Origin of the sequence: Candidatus Photobacterium acropomis, from assembly GCF_030685555.1 — a bacterium.
GTDB lineage: Bacteria > Pseudomonadota > Gammaproteobacteria > Enterobacterales > Vibrionaceae > Photobacterium > Photobacterium lucens.
Genome location: NZ_CP131609.1, coordinates 1,480,738 through 1,496,933 on the forward strand (window position 1 = coordinate 1,480,738; position 16,196 = coordinate 1,496,933).

Below are 16,196 nucleotides of genomic sequence, written 5' to 3' on the forward strand. Positions count from 1 at the left end.
ATAAAGTTAGCCTCCAAATAAGCGTTTTAGGAAGCCTTTCTTCTCTTCCTCTAAGAATTTAAACGGGCGTTCCTCACCCAGTAAGCGTGCAACTGTATCTTCATAAGCAATACCAGCATCAGATTCTTTATCGAAAATAACTGGTTCACCCTTGTTAGACGCGTTTAGCACTGCTTGGCTTTCAGGAATAACACCTAAAAGAGGAATATGCAAAATTTCTTCAACATCTTGAACGCTTAGCATTTCACCTTGTGTTACACGTGTTGGATTGTAGCGAGTAAGTAGAAGGTGCTGTTTAACCGCTTCTTTGCCATCTTCTGCACGACGTGACTTAGAATCTAGGATACCTAGGATACGGTCAGAGTCACGAACAGAAGAGACTTCAGGGTTCGTTGTTACAATCGCTTCATCAGCGAAGTAAAGTGCCATTAATGCACCTGTTTCAATACCTGCTGGTGAGTCACAGATAATGAATTCGAAGCCCATTTTATCCAAGTCATTTAAAACACGTTCAACACCGTCACGAGAAAGTGCATCTTTATCACGAGTCTGAGATGCTGGAAGAACAAACAGGTTGTCAACGCGCTTATCTTTGATTAGTGCTTGGTTTAAATTTGCTTCGCCGTTAATAACATTAACGAAGTCATAAACGACACGGCGTTCACAACCCATAATGAGATCTAGGTTACGCAGACCGATATCAAAATCGATAACTGCAGTTTTTTTACCGCATAATGCTAGGCCAGATGCAATGGCAGCGCTTGAAGTTGTTTTGCCAACGCCACCTTTACCTGAAGTAACAACGATAATTCGTGCCATTTACTCAATTCCTTATTAAAACTTTTATAAAGCCAGGTGCTCGATGCTGAGTGTATTATTAGCAATAGAGATAATTACACCTTTGCCCCAGAACTCTTCCTGAATGTTATCACTTAGCCAGTAGTCCCCTGCAACTGAAATTAGCTCAGATTGCAAGTTCTGACAGAAAATTGTTGCTTCTTGGTCACCGTTGGCACCAGCAATTGCTCGTCCGCGTAATGTCCCGTAAATATGAATACAACCATCAGCAATAATTTCAGCGCCAGCACTCACATGATTTAGAATGACAAGGTCACGATTTTTAGCATAAATCTGCTGACCAGAACGAACAGGGGTGCGAATGATAAGTGCAGACTCTCGGCCTTGTACTGGCTGAGGAGAAGGCTCTACTTCAGTAGATTCTGCTGTTGTTGGTTCTTTCACCGTGCGAGCGGCATTCATAATAGCAAAACCTGCAGATTTTGCTTGATTTTGTAACTCTGGCTCTTTGCAACCACTAATACCCACAGGGATCATACCTGCGTCAACAATTCCTGCCTTTAACTGCTTGAAGTTAATGTCTTTGCCTGCATTAGAAATGTCGATAACAACAGGAGCAGAGGCGAAGAAATTAGGTGCGAGTTCAACTTTTTCTTTTAGGTGATCAGTTGCTTTTTTAATATCACCATCAATTAAATGAAGTGCAGAGAGCGTGAACGAGCTCCCTTTAAGTTCAGCTGTCTTGGTCATGGGCATTATTATGGTTAGTGATTAAATTAACCATTCTTGTTGATTATCACAAAGGTAGTAGCATGGTATATTCCCTAGCAGTTAGGGGCAAGTTATCCTTGCTTTGACGTTGGAATTTCAGACAAAAGTCTCATCCTTTATGGTGAAAAATAAACCAATGGGGAATGATACGTTAAAATTGTGGTCTGAAAGAGGAAGCTTTAACAAATAGGCGAATTGAGATGTTGTGTGCAATCTATAAAAGCTTAAAAAAAGATAACACTTATTTATATATTAATAAGAAAGATGATTTCTCAGATGTACCTGAAGCATTAATGACTACATTTGGTAAACCACAATTTGTTATGGTGTTAAAGCTTGATGGTAGAAAGTTAGCATTGGCCGATGTTGAAAAAGTGAAAGAGGCATTAAATACGGTTGGATTTTATCTTCAAGTTCCACCGCCAGTGACTAACTTATTGGATCAATATAAAGCCGATAAAGCCGGCAGAGTTAATTAAGGTTATTATGCATAAGCGTTTAATATCGGCCGTTGTGGCCTTAGGATTAGGGATTTCCTCAACAGCTTTTGCTGCTGATGAAGGATTTAACGCATACATAAATAAATTAAAAGCTGAAGCACGTTCAAATGGTATATCTGAACCTATTTTAGATTCCGCTTTTGATGGCATTACTTTTACTCATCGTGCAGTAAAAGCAGACAAAAATCAGCCTGAAAAAAAATTAACTTTAGATCAATATATTCCTCGTGCTGTACCTGATTGGAAAGTAAAACAAGCACGTCGTTTATATCATGAGAATAAAGAAACCTTAGATCGCATTGGTAAAGAATATGGTGTTCAGCCACGCTTTATTGTTGCGTTGTGGGGTGTTGAAAGTAATTTTGGCAAATTACAAGGTAATTACCATGTAGTGGAAGCCTTAACGACATTAGCTTATGAAGGTCGTCGTGAAGAGTTATTCCGCAAACAAGTGATGGCGGCATTACAAATTCTTCAAGATGGTCACATTACTATTGATGAGATGAGAGGTTCTTGGGCTGGCGCAATGGGTCAGTGTCAATTTATGCCAACGTCTTATTTAACCTTCGCGGTTGATGGAAATAATGATGGTAAAGCGGATATTTGGAATACTAAAGCGGATGTATTTGCTTCTGCTGCGAATTACCTGAAGAAATCTGGTTGGAATGATAAATATACTTGGGGGCGCCAAGTACAAATTCCGTCATCATTATCTGACAGTTTAAAAGGCACTGATGCTGAGAAAGGAAAAACGTTAGCACAGTGGCAGGCTTTAGGGGTTCGTACCTTATCGGGCGCTAACTTACCACAAGAAGATATTGAAGCTTGGTTAGTTCAACCTGATGATAACCATGGTCGTGCATATCTTGTTTATGGTAATTACCAAACGCTAATGAAATGGAATCGATCTCACTATTTTGCATTAGCAGTAAGCCATTTAGCCGATAAGATTTACTGAACCGAGCTAAATTAATTGCTATCTAGAGTGTATTAAAAGCCAGGCATTTTTGTCTGGTTTTTTAATATAGATAAGAGTAGTGGTATTAAAGTAATAAATAAGGGAAAGATAACTTATACCTTTAAACTATTTATATTTACTTTTTACGCTGATATACAGGCAAATCTTTGTTTTTAGTAAGTATAAAAAAGCCCAACTTAGTTGGGCTTTTTCGTAATGCTTTTTGCAAATTAGATTTCGAAATCTTCTAAAGATTTACCTTCATCTAGTGCTTTTTTAAGTGCGCTTGGTGTACGGCCTTGGCCAGTCCATGTTTTTTCTTCACCGTTTTCGTCGATGAACTTATATTTAGCAGGACGTGCAGCACGTTTTGCTTTTGGTGCTTTAGAAAGGCTTGCTAATAATTCTTCTGGGTCGATACCATCTGCTAATAGCATTTCACGGTATTGAGCTAGTTTCTCATTACGCTCATTTTCTTTAGCTTGTTCCGCTGCTTCAGCTTCAGCACGTTCTTGAACAACGGTAGTTAATTTCTCAAGTGCTTCTTCTAGTTGCTCTAGAGTATATTCACGAGAAAGAGCACGAAGACTACGAAGGTTTAAAAGTGCTTTCATTGCATCAGACATTTTTATATTTCCTGTTATTTTTAACTAACTGTAAATAATAATAGCAGTGTCGAATCATTTATTACAATAGTAATGTTTTTATTCTTTATGTCAAAACACTTTAATCGTTATTCTCTTTAATAGTTAATTAAAACAACAATCCTATTTATAATTAAAAGAATAGAGTTAAAGAGATAAATTGGTCGTTAAATAGTTACAAAATGAAACAGTTCATGCGCTTTAGTTCATAATATTTCACCGTTATTGCTATAATTGAATAAAATTTATTTATAAAAGCAATGTTATTCATCGTGTGGTGTTAAAACTTTACTGTGATGTTGTTGCAAATAATGAAACATTACGTAGAATATTCGCATCCTTATTGTAAGGTAGAGGCGCATTATCTAATAGTAATTAACAAGAGGGTGAAACCGGTGAGGGTTAATGAAAGGAGCTAATGCCGAAGTAAGCATGACATCAAATCATCTTACTGGGGTTGCATTGAATAAGTGTAACACTGCCATAGTATATACATCATATTAACTATGGAGCGCTACTGTGACGAAGGGAGCTTTAAGAGGCTCTTCATATATGGTGATAGCCATCTCCTCCAGTAGATCTCCCACCTAATTCGGTTGTCGTTGAGATCATGAATTTAGTCGATTATTCCCATTCATTAGTATCTATTATTCCTCCTGTTGTTGCGCTGGTGCTGGCGATACTTTCTCGTCGCGTGTTACTTTCGCTAGGTGCAGGTATTTTATTGGGGGCACTTTATTTAAATGATTTTTCATTTAATCATTCTGCTTCTTATTTAGGAGGAACAATAAAAGGCTTATTCATTTCTGATGGTGGGGTAAACACCTGGAACATGAGTATTGTATTATTCCTCATTATATTAGGGATGATGACAGCACTGTTAACCTTGTCCGGTGGTACTCGTGCGTTTGCAGAATGGGCACAAACAAAAATCAAAAGTAAACGTGGTGCCAAGTTACTGGCTGCCTTTTTAGGTGTGTTTATTTTTGTTGATGATTACTTTAATAGCTTAGCGGTCGGCTCTATTTCACGACCTGTAACCGATCGTTTTTATATCTCACGCTCTAAACTTGCTTATATATTAGATTCAACGGCAGCACCGATGTGTGTATTGATGCCAGCATCAAGCTGGGGTGCTTATATTATTACTTTAATTGGTGGCATTTTAGTTACCCACGGAGTAACTGAGTACACACCGCTAAGTGCGTTCTTAACGTTAGCACCAATGAACTTCTATGCGATCTTTGCTTTAGCGATGGTGTTTGTTGTGTCTTGGTTCCAATGGGATATTGGACCAATGAAAAAGCATGAGATGGCCGCCATGCATGGTCGTGGCTTTGATGAGGGCAGCGATGTTGATGAGCAAGCGAAAGATCTTACCGATGAATTAGAAATAACGGAAAGTGAGAAAGGTAAAGTCGGCGATTTAGTGTGGCCGATTATTATTCTGATTGCCGCTACTTTCTTCTTTATGATCTTCACTGGCTATCAGGCACTTGCAGTAGACGGTAAACCTTTTGCTATTCTTGGCGCATTTGAAAATACCGATGTGGGTAAATCACTGTGTTTAGGTGGCTTATTTGGTCTTGTTGCTGCGATTATTCCGGTGTTTCGCCAGCGTATAGCAATGGTTGAAGTTGTACGAACATTATGGATTGGTGCTAAATCCATGTTTGGAGCGATTTTAATTTTATTATTTGCTTGGGCTATCGGTAGCGTTATTAGCGATATGAACACAGGGCGTTATTTATCGACCTTAGTTCAAGGCAATATTAGCCCAATGTTATTGCCTATGATCCTATTTATCTTATCGGGTGCAATGGCATTCTCGACGGGCACATCATGGGGTACCTTCGGTATTATGTTACCGATTGCGGGTGATTTGGCAGGTGCTACAGATATTGCGTTAATGCTCCCAATGTTAGCAGGCGTATTAGCAGGCTCAGTATTTGGTGATCATTGTTCGCCAATTTCTGATACCACAATTTTGTCGTCAACAGGGGCACGTTGTCACCACATTGATCACGTAGCAACACAGCTACCATATGCGATGTCTGTAGCTTTTGTCTCTATGATTGGCTATTTGGTATTGGGGATGACAGATTCATTACCTGTTGCGTTTATTGCTGCGATCACTACCTTCATTATGGTATGTGTGTTCTTTGCATGGTTGTCCCGTCGCACCTATCAACCAACAGTGAAAAGCTGATTTTTATACGATGTAGTGAAAGCCCATACAAAGTTATGGGCTTTTTTGTAACTAATGTGTAGTTGTTAAGTCTATCACTTTTCATTGTGGGTGAATTTCTGTAGCATCGGCGCAGTTTTTTTAAACCAATCGTATTACTAGGGAACTCTCATGGCCCAAATGTATTTCTATTACTCTGCAATGAATGCAGGGAAATCGACCACATTATTGCAATCTTCGTTTAATTACCGTGAAAGAGGCATGACGCCACTTATTTTCACCGCTGCTATCGATAACCGTTATGGCGTAGGTAAAGTCACATCTCGTATTGGTTTAGAAGAAGAAGCTGAGTTATTTAATTCAGAAGATGATTTATTCGAGCGTGTAAAAGTATTATCGAGTAATGGCAAAATTGACTGTGTATTAATTGATGAATGTCAGTTTTTATCAAAAGCTCAGGTTTATCAATTAACAGAAGTGGTCGATAAGCTCGATATTCCTGTTTTATGTTACGGTTTACGTACAGACTTTTTAGGTGAGCTATTTGAAGGTAGCCGTTACTTATTGTCTTGGGCTGATAAGCTGGTGGAACTAAAAACCATTTGTCACTGTGGTCGCAAGGCTAACATGGTGATCCGCCAAGATGAAACTGGTCGTGCTATTGCTGACGGTGATCAGGTTGAAATTGGTGGTAACGATCGTTATGTATCGGTATGCCGCCTACATTATAAAGAAGCATTAGGTCGTTAATTATTTAATGACAAATAGGGATAGTCTTCTTTATTTACACCTGTAATACGTAATTATTGCGAAACAAAAAGCCAGCTAATTTTAGCTGGCTTTTTCCATATTTACAGACCGTTTAATTATTTCTTATTGTGGCGCTCTTGCAGTTTATTGGTCACATCTGACAGTGATAAACCTTGATCTTGCAGTAGCACTAATAGGTGATAAATTAAATCCGCTGATTCACACACTAATTCCGCCTTATCACCCGACGTTGCCGCAAGCGCGACTTCAACGCCTTCTTCGCCCACTTTTTGCGAAATACGCTTGGTGCCACGGGCGTAGAGGCTGGCGGTGTAGGATGACTCAGGATCTGCACCTTTACGACTCGCCAAGAGCTGCTCAAGTTGATGAAGGAAAACCAGTGACGGTGGCTGTGTATCGCTTTCATCATTATCAAAACAAGTGGTGGTGTTTAAGTGGCACGTTGGCCCAATTGGATCGACTTGTACTAATAAGGTGTCTTGGTCACAATCAAGCTGAATACTTTTAAGTTGCAGCACGTTGCCTGATGTTTCACCTTTGGTCCACAAGCGCTCTTTGGTGCGAGACCAGAAGGTTACTTGTTTAGTATCAAGTGTTTTTTGAAGTGCATCTTCGTTCATGTAGCCAAGCATGAGTACTTGACCACTAGCATTATCTTGAATAATAGCAGGGATCAGTCCGGCTACTTTTTCCCAATTGATCTTGGTTAATAAACTCATAGTCGGATCTCCACATGTTGCGTTTTCAGAAATTGCTTTAACTCACCAATATTGATGATTTGTTTATGAAAAACAGAGGCAGCCAAAGCGCCGTCTACATTGGCAAGCTTAAAGGCATCGCTAAAGTGTTGCATTTCACCAGCACCACCAGATGCAATCAAAGGAACATTACACACATTACGTACCATATTGAGTTGCTCTAAGTCGTAACCGTTACGCACACCATCTTGGTTCATCATATTGAGGACAATCTCACCTGCGCCACGACGTTGTACTTCTTCCACCCAATCCCGAGTTTGCCATTGGGTTGCTTTGGTGCGGCTTTCATCTCCGGTAAATTGGTATACCTGATATTGACCTGTTTCAGCGTCAAAATAGGAATCAATACCGACCACAATACATTGCACACCGAACTTATCCGCCAGTGTAGTGATTAATGTTGGATCTGCCAGAGCTGGTGAATTGATAGACACTTTATCCGCACCAAATTGAAGAATACGGCTAGCATCGTCGGCTGATTTAATCCCGCCTGCCACACAGAATGGAATATCAATCACTTCTGCAACGCGAGAGACCCAGCTTTTATCAACAACACGACCGTCACTTGATGCGGTAATATCGTAGAAAACCAGTTCATCTGCGCCTTCTTCAGCGTAACGTTTTGCCAGTGGTACAATATCGCCAATGATTTCGTGGTTACGAAATTGGACGCCTTTTACAACCTGACCATCACGTACGTCTAAACAAGGAATAATACGTTTAGCTAACATTGTGGTCTCCTTAACTGTTCCAGCATGCAAAGGCTTGCTCGGCAGTAAACTTACCGTCAAGTAGGGCACGGCCGACAATCACACCAGCCACACCTGAGCCTTTTAATGCTGCAATATCATCAAGCGAACCGATACCGCCAGATGATTGAAATTGTACTTGTGGATATTGACGACAAAGATCGACATATAGCTCGACATTCGAGCCTGCCAATGTGCCATCACGTGAAATGTCAGTACATAGCACGTGTTTTAAACCCACTTTTAAGAAATCGTCGAGTAGGGCTTCAATAGTGACGCCTGAATCTTCTTGCCAACCAGAGACAGCAACAATGCGGTTACCGTTGTCATCAATGTTGATATCCAGTGCCAATACGATGTGTTCAGCACCGTATTTTTCCATCCAACCTTTTACCATTTCTGGTTGTTTAACGGCGGTTGAGCCAATTACCACACGTTTAGCACCTGCGTTTAACAGATCTGCGACGTCTTGTTCGGTGCGTACGCCACCACCAATTTGTACATTGGCAGGTGTGCTTTTAAGTAGTTTTTCAATCAGAGATAACTGACGGGCTTGTGTATCTTTTGCGCCAGTTAAATCAACCAAGTGGAGCCAGTTAGCACCTGCTTGGTGGTAAAGATTAAATTGCTCTGCGGGATCGACTTTGTATTCTGTTACTTGCCCATAGTCGCCTTGGAATAGGCGTACCACTTGGCCTTCAATCAGATCTAATGCAGGAATAATCATAACAAGTCCTTTTGTTATCGTTATAGTTCGAGGAAGTTTTGAATGAGTTTCGCGCCAGCTTTACTTGAACGCTCTGGGTGAAATTGCACCCCGTAGTAATTGCCGTTTTGTACCGCAGCAGTAAAGCTTTGACCATATTGCGCACTGGCGATAGTTTTACCACCTTGTTGTGCGGTGTTATCAAATACAGGCATGGCGTAACTATGAACGAAATAAAAATAGCTGCCCGCAGGAATACCTTTAAATAGTGGGTGATTATCTTCCGGTGTAATGGTATTCCAGCCCATATGTGGCAGCGGTAAACCCTCTGCTTGGATTTTCTCTACAGAAGCATCACACAAATCGAGACAAGGAATAATTTCACTGCCATTTTGACCGTGTTCTTGCGACGCTTTACCAAGTAATTGCATACCTAAACAGATCCCTAATAGCGGTTGCGTCACTTGTTTAACTAAAGCGACTAAATCACGCTGTTGTAGGTTCTGCATTGCTTCACTGGCTGTACCGACACCCGGTAAAAACAGTTTATCGGCAGCAAGTACAACTTCTGGATCCTTACTGACTTCTACTTGATAGCCAAGATGTTCAATAGCAAAGCGGACAGAAGATACATTGGCACAGCCGGTATCAATAATGACGACGCGCTGTGCAGTGTTGATTGCGGTCATTACAACACTCCTTTACTGCTTGGTAACTCGTTACCTTCCACTTTGAACGCTTGGCGCAATGTGCGACCGAACGCTTTAAATAGGCTTTCAACAATGTGGTGATCGTTATCGCCTGTTGATGATAAGTGCAGGGTACAAGCCAGCGTATCGGTTAAAGATCGGAAGAAGTGCGGTACCATTTCCGTTGATAAATCACCAACCTGATCACGACTAAATTGCGCATCAAATTTCAAATACGGACGACCAGATAAATCTAACGCACATTGGGCTAAGCATTCATCCATCGGTAGGCTAAAGCCAAAGCGACCAATGCCACGTTTATCACCTAAGGCTTTTTTCAACGCTTCACCCAGTGCTAGTGCTGCATCTTCAACACTGTGGTGATCATCGATGTGTAAATCACCATCAACGGTTAAGGTCATTTGGAAACCGCCGTGCGTGGCGATTTGATCAAGCATGTGATCAAAAAAACCAAGACCGGTAGAGATAGTATTGCCGCCAGTTTGATCTAAATTCACTTTAACGCGAATGTCAGTCTCTTTGGTGGTACGTACAACTTCGGCAATGCGAGGTTGGGTGGTTAAATCGGTTAAGATCTGCATCCAATTCATGGTTTCAGGGTTGTACTGAATCCCACGAATTGCCATGTTTTCTGCTAGCTGTAGATCGGTAATACGATCGCCAATCACCGCTGACGTTTCAAAATCCACACGACCTTGCTGAAGGTACTCTTTGACAAGTCCAAGCTTAGGTTTTCGGCAGCTACAACCTTCGTGATCAAAGTGAGGACAGATCAGCACATCACTAAATATCACGCCTTGAGACTCGAAAATATCCATCATCATATTGTGTGGCGCATCGAAATCTGCTTGTGGGTAGCTATCTGTTCCTAAGCCATCTTGGTTTGTCACCATCACCAACTTGTAGCCTGCGTTTTGCAAAGCTAGCAGGGCTGGTATCACATTCGGTTCAAATTTAAGTTTATCTAAACGATCAACTTGAAAGTCTACCGGAGGCTCAACAATTAAGGTGCCGTCACGGTCAATAAATAAAATCTTTTCCTTGCTCACAATCAACGTCCTTATTGTTGTTCTAATTGGCTACGAATAAAGGCGAGCGTTTTTTCACACTCATCACGATTACCTACACTGATTCGTATGCAGTTTTCAATTGGAGAGCGGCGTAAAATAATGCCGTTATCCCATAATGCTTTAAATAGTTGGTCTGCATTAGGGAATTTAACCAGTAGGTAATTACCGTAACCATCAAATACGGTTACACCATCTAACATGCTTAAACCCGCTTGTAAGTAAGCACGGTTTGCACTGATATCTAGCACTTGGAATTTTGTTCGTGCGCGACCTGCTTCTGATAGCGCTTGGACGGCAATTTCAGTGACAGGTACAGGCACTGGATAGGGCGCAATCACTTTAAGCAATACTTCGATAATGTCGCTATTAGCAATAGTAAAACCACAACGTAAACCAGCTAGCGCAAACGCTTTTGATAGCGTACGTAGAATGACTAAATTCGGGTAGCTTGACAGTAAATTGCTAGCACTTTCTTCTAGGCAGAAATCGATATAGGCTTCATCGACCACGACAAGGGCTGAGTTTGCTGTCATATCGAGTAGGGCTTCAATGTCTTTACGTGCTAATAAGTTACCTGTTGGGTTATTCGGGCTACAGACGAAAACAATTTTCACACCATCAAGGTTTTGTGAAATAGCCTCTAAATCTAATTGCCATTTGCTTGTCAGTGGAACAACCTTCGCATTCACATCGTAAGTTTCGGCACTGATGGCGTACATGCCATAAGTTGGTGGACAGTATAAAATACTGTCTTGGTTTGGCTCACAAAAAGCGCGGATTAGAAGCTCAATACCTTCATCGGCACCACGTGAGGTTAATACTTGCTCGGGCTTTACATTGGCATAGTCAGCGTAAGCATTGATAAGCTCAGGTGGCTGACATTCGCTGTAGCGGTTTAATCGTGCAAGGCTAATGTTGTATTCGTTATCAAACGGCGATTCGTTAGCGTTTAACCAAATATCACCGCTACCGCCTAATCGACGGGCTGATTGGTAAGGGGTTAATTCACGTACTGTTTTACGTGCGAGTCTTGCCATCGTCATGATTTATCCCTCACGATTTGCCATTAATTTTTCAACGCGGATTGTTACGGCACGTTTGTGGGCATCAAGACCTTCGGCATCGGCAATCGTTGTTACGGTATTCGCTAAACCTAGCAGACCATCCGCAGACAGCTCTTGTACTGTCATGCGTTTAGAGAAATCTGCTAAGCCTAAACTTGAGTAGGTACGTGTATAGCCATAAGTCGGTAATACGTGGTTAGTACCTGAGGCATAATCACCAACAGATTCTGGCGACCAATTACCTAAGAAAATAGAGCCTGCATTGTCCAGTAATGGCACTAAGTCACGTGGATTAGTGGTTTGTACAATTAAGTGCTCAGGACCATAGTTATTTGAAATCGCAATACATTGCGGCAAGGTTTCAGCAACAATCAGTAGGCTTGAACCTAATGCTTCTTTTGCGATATCAGAACGAGACAACTCAGCGAGTTGACGTTGAATGGCATCTGCTGTTTTATCGGCAATGACAGGATCTGGTGTTACTAAAATAACCTGAGAGTCAGGGCCGTGTTCAGCTTGGCTCAGAAGATCTGCGGCAATGAAATCAGGATCAGCACTGCTGTCAGCAATTACTAATACTTCAGATGGGCCGGCTGGCATATCAATGGCAGCACCACGGAAGTCATTGCTGACTTGGCGCTTGGCTTCGGTAACAAAGGCGTTGCCAGGGCCAAAGATTTTATCCACTTTGGCAACGGTTGCTGTGCCGTAAGCCATCGCAGCGACAGCTTGTGAACCACCAACGTTATACACTTCATCAATGCCACATAATTTAGCAACGTATAAAATTTCATCGGCGATCGGTGGTGGAGAGCACAACACGACTTTTTGACAACCTGCAATTTTAGCAGGTACACCTAACATCAATACGGTTGATGGCAGAGGAGCACTGCCGCCGGGAATGTATAAACCGACCGAGTTAACAGGGCGAGTCATCTGCTCACAAATGATCCCCGGTTGGGTTTCAACCCGTAGGGTTTGCTGTTTTTGTGCCTGGTGGAATGTACTGATGTTATCGAAAGCTTGTTGCAGTGCTGCTTTCATATCTTCACTGAGGCGAGAGCATGCCGCATCTATTTCATTATTGCTGACTTTTAAAGACGCTGGACGAATACCATCAAACTTTTCTGTAAGCTCGAGTAATGCTTCATCACCACGACGACGAACATCATCAATAACACTGGTTACAATCGCGCTGATATTGGCGCCATTATTAACGGCTGGTCGAGCAAGCAGTTTTTCTCGCTGATTCTCACTTAGAGATTGCCATACAACTGTTTTCATCGATTACTCCATCATCTTCTCGATTGGCAATACTAGAATAGAGCTAGCACCCAACTCTTTTAGCTGCTCCATGGTTTCCCAGAATAGGTTTTCAGAGCTAACGATGTGGATAGCGACGCGTGATTTGTCTGCGGCAAGGGGTAATACAGTTGGATCTTCCGCACCCGGTAGTAGCAATTTGATTTGCTCAAGGCGATCTGTTGGCGCATGTAGCATGATGTATTTAGATTCTTTTGCTTGAATAACACCTTGCATACGGGTTAATAGACGCTCGATCAATGCTTGTTTTTCTTCTGCAAGTGTTTCTGTTGACTGGATCAGTACTGCTTTCGATCGCAGAATCACTTCCGCTTCCTTAAGGCCATTCGCTTCAAGTGTTGCGCCTGTTGAAACCAAATCACAGATAGCATCAGCAAGCCCTGCGCGAGGAGCCACTTCAACAGAGCCGTTTAGCATACATGTGCTGAATTTCACGCCAAGATCATCCATGTAGCGTTTAACTAGCTGAGGGTAAGTTGTTGCAATGCGTTTACCGTTAAGATCTTGAGGACCCTTGTATTCGGCATCTTTATCAATGGCAATAGAAAGGCGGCAGCCACCGAAATCAAGGCGACGTAGTTTTTTATAATCCGATGGTTCACCACGAGCTTGTCGCTCAAGGCTTACTTCTTCTAATTCGTTTTCACCGATCACACCTAAATCAACCACACCATCCATGATCAGACCTGGGATGTCGTCATCACGAACGAGTAGTAAATCGATAGGCATATTTTCAGCGTGGACAACTAAACGCTCACCAACCATATTGAATTTCACGCCACAGCGTTTAAGCAGTGTTTGGCACTCTTTACTTAGTCGGCCTTTTTTCTGAATCGCAATTCGTAGTCGTTGTGTTTGCATAGTCATTTCCCTGTCCTAATTCACTTAATTCAAAATCTGGTATTAAAAAACCCTCGGAAGTCTATTTCTTCCGAGGGTCTGAATTTGATTATTCCTTGTGACCACTGGAAGAATATGTTGTCTTCCAGGGTGAGGCGTATCCTCCCGAAAGACTAGTCAGGATGGTGATGGATATGATTGTTAGTCATTTGGATACGCATAAGTCAATCTCTCTAACGCTTGATAGTGTTATTTTCTTGTTATCCACACTAACTAAGTGAGTTAGATATTGCAACATTATTTTTAACGTTTTAGTGGATTTGTTTTTCTTTCCAAAAAAGCTTCTGGTGATGTCACAATTGTCAGATTTGATTTTATAAGATGTTGAGTTTTAAATATTAAAATAGATTTACATTGAAGATGTTGTTGGGGTGTAAGGTATGTCTTGTCACTATTTTTTGAGAAAGTCGGTATTTTGAGAAACAACAGGCAATAAAAAACCGATCTAAAAATCGGCTTTTTGTTAGTTAGCTGTTAATGGCGATTGGGGTGTAAATACTTATCAGCCACAACACTTTTTAAATTTCTTACCGCTACCACATGGGCAAGGATCATTACGACCGACGGTTTTCTCACTTTTAACAGGAGCTGGTGGTGCTGCTTGCTCTATTGGTGGTGGCTCTGGGTATTCACCATCAATGTAAAACCAACATGATTGCCCATTGATTTCTTCTTTTAAAAAGCGAGAGCGCTCTTGAAGAATATATTCATTGCCTGCTTCTTTGTACATGGCTTTAAATTCAACAAAACCTTCGCCACTTTCAGCAATGTCACTGCTAAGAACATCTAGCCCTAACCATTTTAAATTCACTGATTCTGCAATTGCATCACGGTGTTGTTCTGCTTCACAACTTGGATGGTAAGTTTGAACAACAAAATCAACTAACCCCAGTACATGGGCACTATAACGTGCACGCATTAATTGTTCTGGATGTAATGCTTTAGCATGATCAAGATGAATCACTTTACAGCACTCAATCAGCGGTTTGTTACTACCACAAGGGCACTGTGATGTATGTTTAGACATGTTTAATTTGCCGGCGTTTGCTCATATTCAGCCGACCATTTTACTGACTCTAAATAGTGATCTGCAATGCTAGATTCATTGATCTTTAATGCATCACTGTATTTCTTCACTAAAGGCCAGTTAGCCTGATCGTAAGCATCAGTAAGATTTAAAATCGCGCCAAGCGGTCCTACGCGTTTCGTTAAGGCGAGTTTTACTTGCTCGCTTAAAGGAAGATGTTTCAATAATTCATCTAATGGCTGGTCTAGCAATGAATCTAATAAAGAGAATAGACCGGTTAAAAATGCCTGATTGCCGTTATCGTTAGGCACTCGAGTGCGATAAAGCTGCTCACAAAAGTGTGCCCGTTGTAGCGATAAGTTATACAGTGATGGTGGCTTATTCTCTACTGCATGAGAGGTTGCAACAAAGGTAATAAAGCGTCTGAGCTTTTCTTCACCTAAGAAAACTAAAGCCTGCTTAAATGAGGTAACGGGTTTTGAGCGCATTGATGTCATGGCATTAACGTGGCGCAACAACTTATAAGATAAGGTGACATCTGTTGCGATGATTTCTTCCACTTTGTCGTAATCGACCTCTGCTACGCAAATCTCTTTAAATAAACGTAAGGTGGTAATAGAAGACGGTTTTAACGATTTACGTTGAATTAATTCTGGTTTGCTAAAAAAGAAGCCTTGGAATAGGTCAAAACCTGCATCATAGGCTTGTTGATATTCTTCCTGAGTTTCGACTTTTTCAGCTAAGAAACGAAGTTTGGTTTTTTCCTTATAGAACTTAATAAAGCGAGCGGCTTTTTCTATAGAAATAATACGGATATCAAACTTGATGATATGAATGTAAGGTATAAATCGATTCCAAGCCTCACTTGGAATAAAGTCATCCAATGCTAAGGTGTATCCTTTTTGATGTAGTTGTTTTATCGCTTCAAATAGTTCATCTGTAGGTGAGCAACTTTCTAGAATTTCGATGATAAAACTTTGTTTTGGAAAAAGAAGTGGTGTTCCTGATACAAGTGAGTTGTACGGGAAGTTTACAAAGGCACGTTTACCTGATGTTAATTGTACCTCACCAGCCGTACTGAAAAAGTTATCGTTAAGAAGACGGTTGGTTGCTTGCTCATCACCAATATTAGGAAAGCAGTTATCCGGACCATCTCTGAACAATAGCTCATAGCCGATAGTATGCTTATTACGATTTAAAATAGGTTGTCGAGCAATATATGAAAACATGTAATTCTGCAGAAAAAGTTAAAAATTATT

Annotated in this window: 17 protein-coding genes, 1 riboswitch and 1 other annotated feature; of the genes, 4 read left to right on the forward strand and 13 right to left on the reverse strand. The window is 41.1% G+C overall.

Going from position 1 to position 16,196, the window contains the following annotated elements:
• Window positions 1-6 precede the first annotated feature (6 nt).
• Together minD and minC are read right to left on the reverse strand one after the other, a co-directional pair.
• A complete protein-coding gene (minD, locus tag Q7657_RS13935; protein ID WP_053988433.1) occupies window positions 7-819 on the reverse strand; it encodes a septum site-determining protein MinD in 813 nt (270 codons plus the stop codon).
• A gap of 24 nt (window positions 820-843) precedes the next feature.
• Window positions 844-1,548: a septum site-determining protein MinC gene (gene minC / locus Q7657_RS13940; RefSeq protein WP_053988432.1), complete on the reverse strand. Its 705-nt coding sequence runs from the start codon at window positions 1,546-1,548 to the stop codon at window positions 844-846.
• A 221-nt stretch (window positions 1,549-1,769) separates the two neighbouring features.
• Between minC and Q7657_RS13945 the strand changes: the two genes are divergently transcribed.
• Both Q7657_RS13945 and Q7657_RS13950 read left to right on the forward strand, forming a co-directional pair.
• Window positions 1,770-2,048 (forward strand): YcgL domain-containing protein, encoded by a 279-nt coding sequence (locus Q7657_RS13945; protein ID WP_023932967.1) that lies wholly within the window; start codon window positions 1,770-1,772, stop codon window positions 2,046-2,048.
• A 7-nt stretch (window positions 2,049-2,055) separates the two neighbouring features.
• The gene (locus Q7657_RS13950; protein WP_107164967.1) at window positions 2,056-3,027 is read left to right on the forward strand and encodes a lytic murein transglycosylase; all 972 of its coding nucleotides are present in this window, start codon (window positions 2,056-2,058) and stop codon (window positions 3,025-3,027) included.
• A gap of 230 nt (window positions 3,028-3,257) precedes the next feature.
• Here Q7657_RS13950 and Q7657_RS13955 read toward each other — a convergent pair whose 3' ends face one another.
• A complete protein-coding gene (locus tag Q7657_RS13955; RefSeq protein WP_008986577.1) occupies window positions 3,258-3,653 on the reverse strand; it encodes an H-NS family histone-like protein in 396 nt (131 codons plus the stop codon).
• 361 nt (window positions 3,654-4,014) lie between these two features.
• Window positions 4,015-4,196: riboswitch (Lysine riboswitch) on the forward strand.
• 85 nt (window positions 4,197-4,281) lie between these two features.
• Here Q7657_RS13955 and Q7657_RS13960 point away from each other — a divergent pair.
• Both Q7657_RS13960 and Q7657_RS13965 read left to right on the forward strand, forming a co-directional pair.
• Window positions 4,282-5,880, forward strand: coding sequence for a Na+/H+ antiporter NhaC family protein (locus tag Q7657_RS13960; RefSeq protein WP_107164968.1), 1,599 nt, complete (start codon window positions 4,282-4,284; stop codon window positions 5,878-5,880).
• 150 nt (window positions 5,881-6,030) lie between these two features.
• On the forward strand, window positions 6,031-6,609 hold the full coding sequence (locus tag Q7657_RS13965) for a thymidine kinase (protein ID WP_008986579.1): 579 nt from the start codon (window positions 6,031-6,033) through the stop codon (window positions 6,607-6,609).
• A gap of 116 nt (window positions 6,610-6,725) precedes the next feature.
• Here the strand turns inward: Q7657_RS13965 and hisIE are convergent, their stop codons facing one another.
• The 10 genes from hisIE to Q7657_RS14015 form a co-directional block, all read right to left on the reverse strand.
• Window positions 6,726-7,349, reverse strand: coding sequence for a bifunctional phosphoribosyl-AMP cyclohydrolase/phosphoribosyl-ATP diphosphatase HisIE (gene hisIE, locus Q7657_RS13970; RefSeq protein ID WP_107164969.1), 624 nt, complete (start codon window positions 7,347-7,349; stop codon window positions 6,726-6,728).
• Window positions 7,346-8,119 (reverse strand): imidazole glycerol phosphate synthase subunit HisF, encoded by a 774-nt coding sequence (gene hisF, locus Q7657_RS13975; protein ID WP_107164970.1) that lies wholly within the window; start codon window positions 8,117-8,119, stop codon window positions 7,346-7,348. The genes hisIE and hisF overlap by 4 nt, the downstream gene beginning before the upstream one ends.
• A gap of 10 nt (window positions 8,120-8,129) precedes the next feature.
• On the reverse strand, window positions 8,130-8,864 hold the full coding sequence (gene hisA, locus Q7657_RS13980) for a 1-(5-phosphoribosyl)-5-[(5-phosphoribosylamino)methylideneamino]imidazole-4-carboxamide isomerase (protein ID WP_053988427.1): 735 nt from the start codon (window positions 8,862-8,864) through the stop codon (window positions 8,130-8,132).
• A 20-nt stretch (window positions 8,865-8,884) separates the two neighbouring features.
• Window positions 8,885-9,532 (reverse strand): imidazole glycerol phosphate synthase subunit HisH, encoded by a 648-nt coding sequence (gene hisH / locus Q7657_RS13985; protein ID WP_107164971.1) that lies wholly within the window; start codon window positions 9,530-9,532, stop codon window positions 8,885-8,887.
• Complete coding sequence (gene hisB, locus Q7657_RS13990; RefSeq protein ID WP_498827396.1) at window positions 9,532-10,602, reverse strand: bifunctional histidinol-phosphatase/imidazoleglycerol-phosphate dehydratase HisB; 1,071 nt, start codon at window positions 10,600-10,602, stop codon at window positions 9,532-9,534. Before hisB ends, hisH begins: the two co-directional genes overlap by 1 nt.
• A gap of 11 nt (window positions 10,603-10,613) precedes the next feature.
• The gene (gene hisC, locus Q7657_RS13995) at window positions 10,614-11,660 is read right to left on the reverse strand and encodes a histidinol-phosphate transaminase (protein WP_107165204.1); all 1,047 of its coding nucleotides are present in this window, start codon (window positions 11,658-11,660) and stop codon (window positions 10,614-10,616) included.
• 9 nt (window positions 11,661-11,669) lie between these two features.
• Entirely contained in the window at window positions 11,670-12,971 is a 1,302-nt protein-coding gene (gene hisD, locus Q7657_RS14000) for a histidinol dehydrogenase (protein WP_107164972.1), read from the reverse strand.
• A 3-nt stretch (window positions 12,972-12,974) separates the two neighbouring features.
• Window positions 12,975-13,871 carry an ATP phosphoribosyltransferase gene (hisG, locus tag Q7657_RS14005; protein ID WP_053988424.1) on the reverse strand — a complete coding sequence of 299 codons (897 nt, stop codon included), beginning with the start codon at window positions 13,869-13,871 and terminating at the stop codon, window positions 12,975-12,977.
• 41 nt (window positions 13,872-13,912) lie between these two features.
• Window positions 13,913-14,048 (reverse strand) — a sequence feature (His leader region).
• Between the two features lie 364 nt (window positions 14,049-14,412).
• Window positions 14,413-14,937, reverse strand: coding sequence for a YchJ family metal-binding protein (locus Q7657_RS14010; RefSeq protein WP_107164973.1), 525 nt, complete (start codon window positions 14,935-14,937; stop codon window positions 14,413-14,415).
• A gap of 2 nt (window positions 14,938-14,939) precedes the next feature.
• Window positions 14,940-16,166: an EAL and HDOD domain-containing protein gene (locus Q7657_RS14015; protein WP_107164974.1), complete on the reverse strand. Its 1,227-nt coding sequence runs from the start codon at window positions 16,164-16,166 to the stop codon at window positions 14,940-14,942.
• Between the last annotated feature and the right edge of the window lie 30 nt (window positions 16,167-16,196).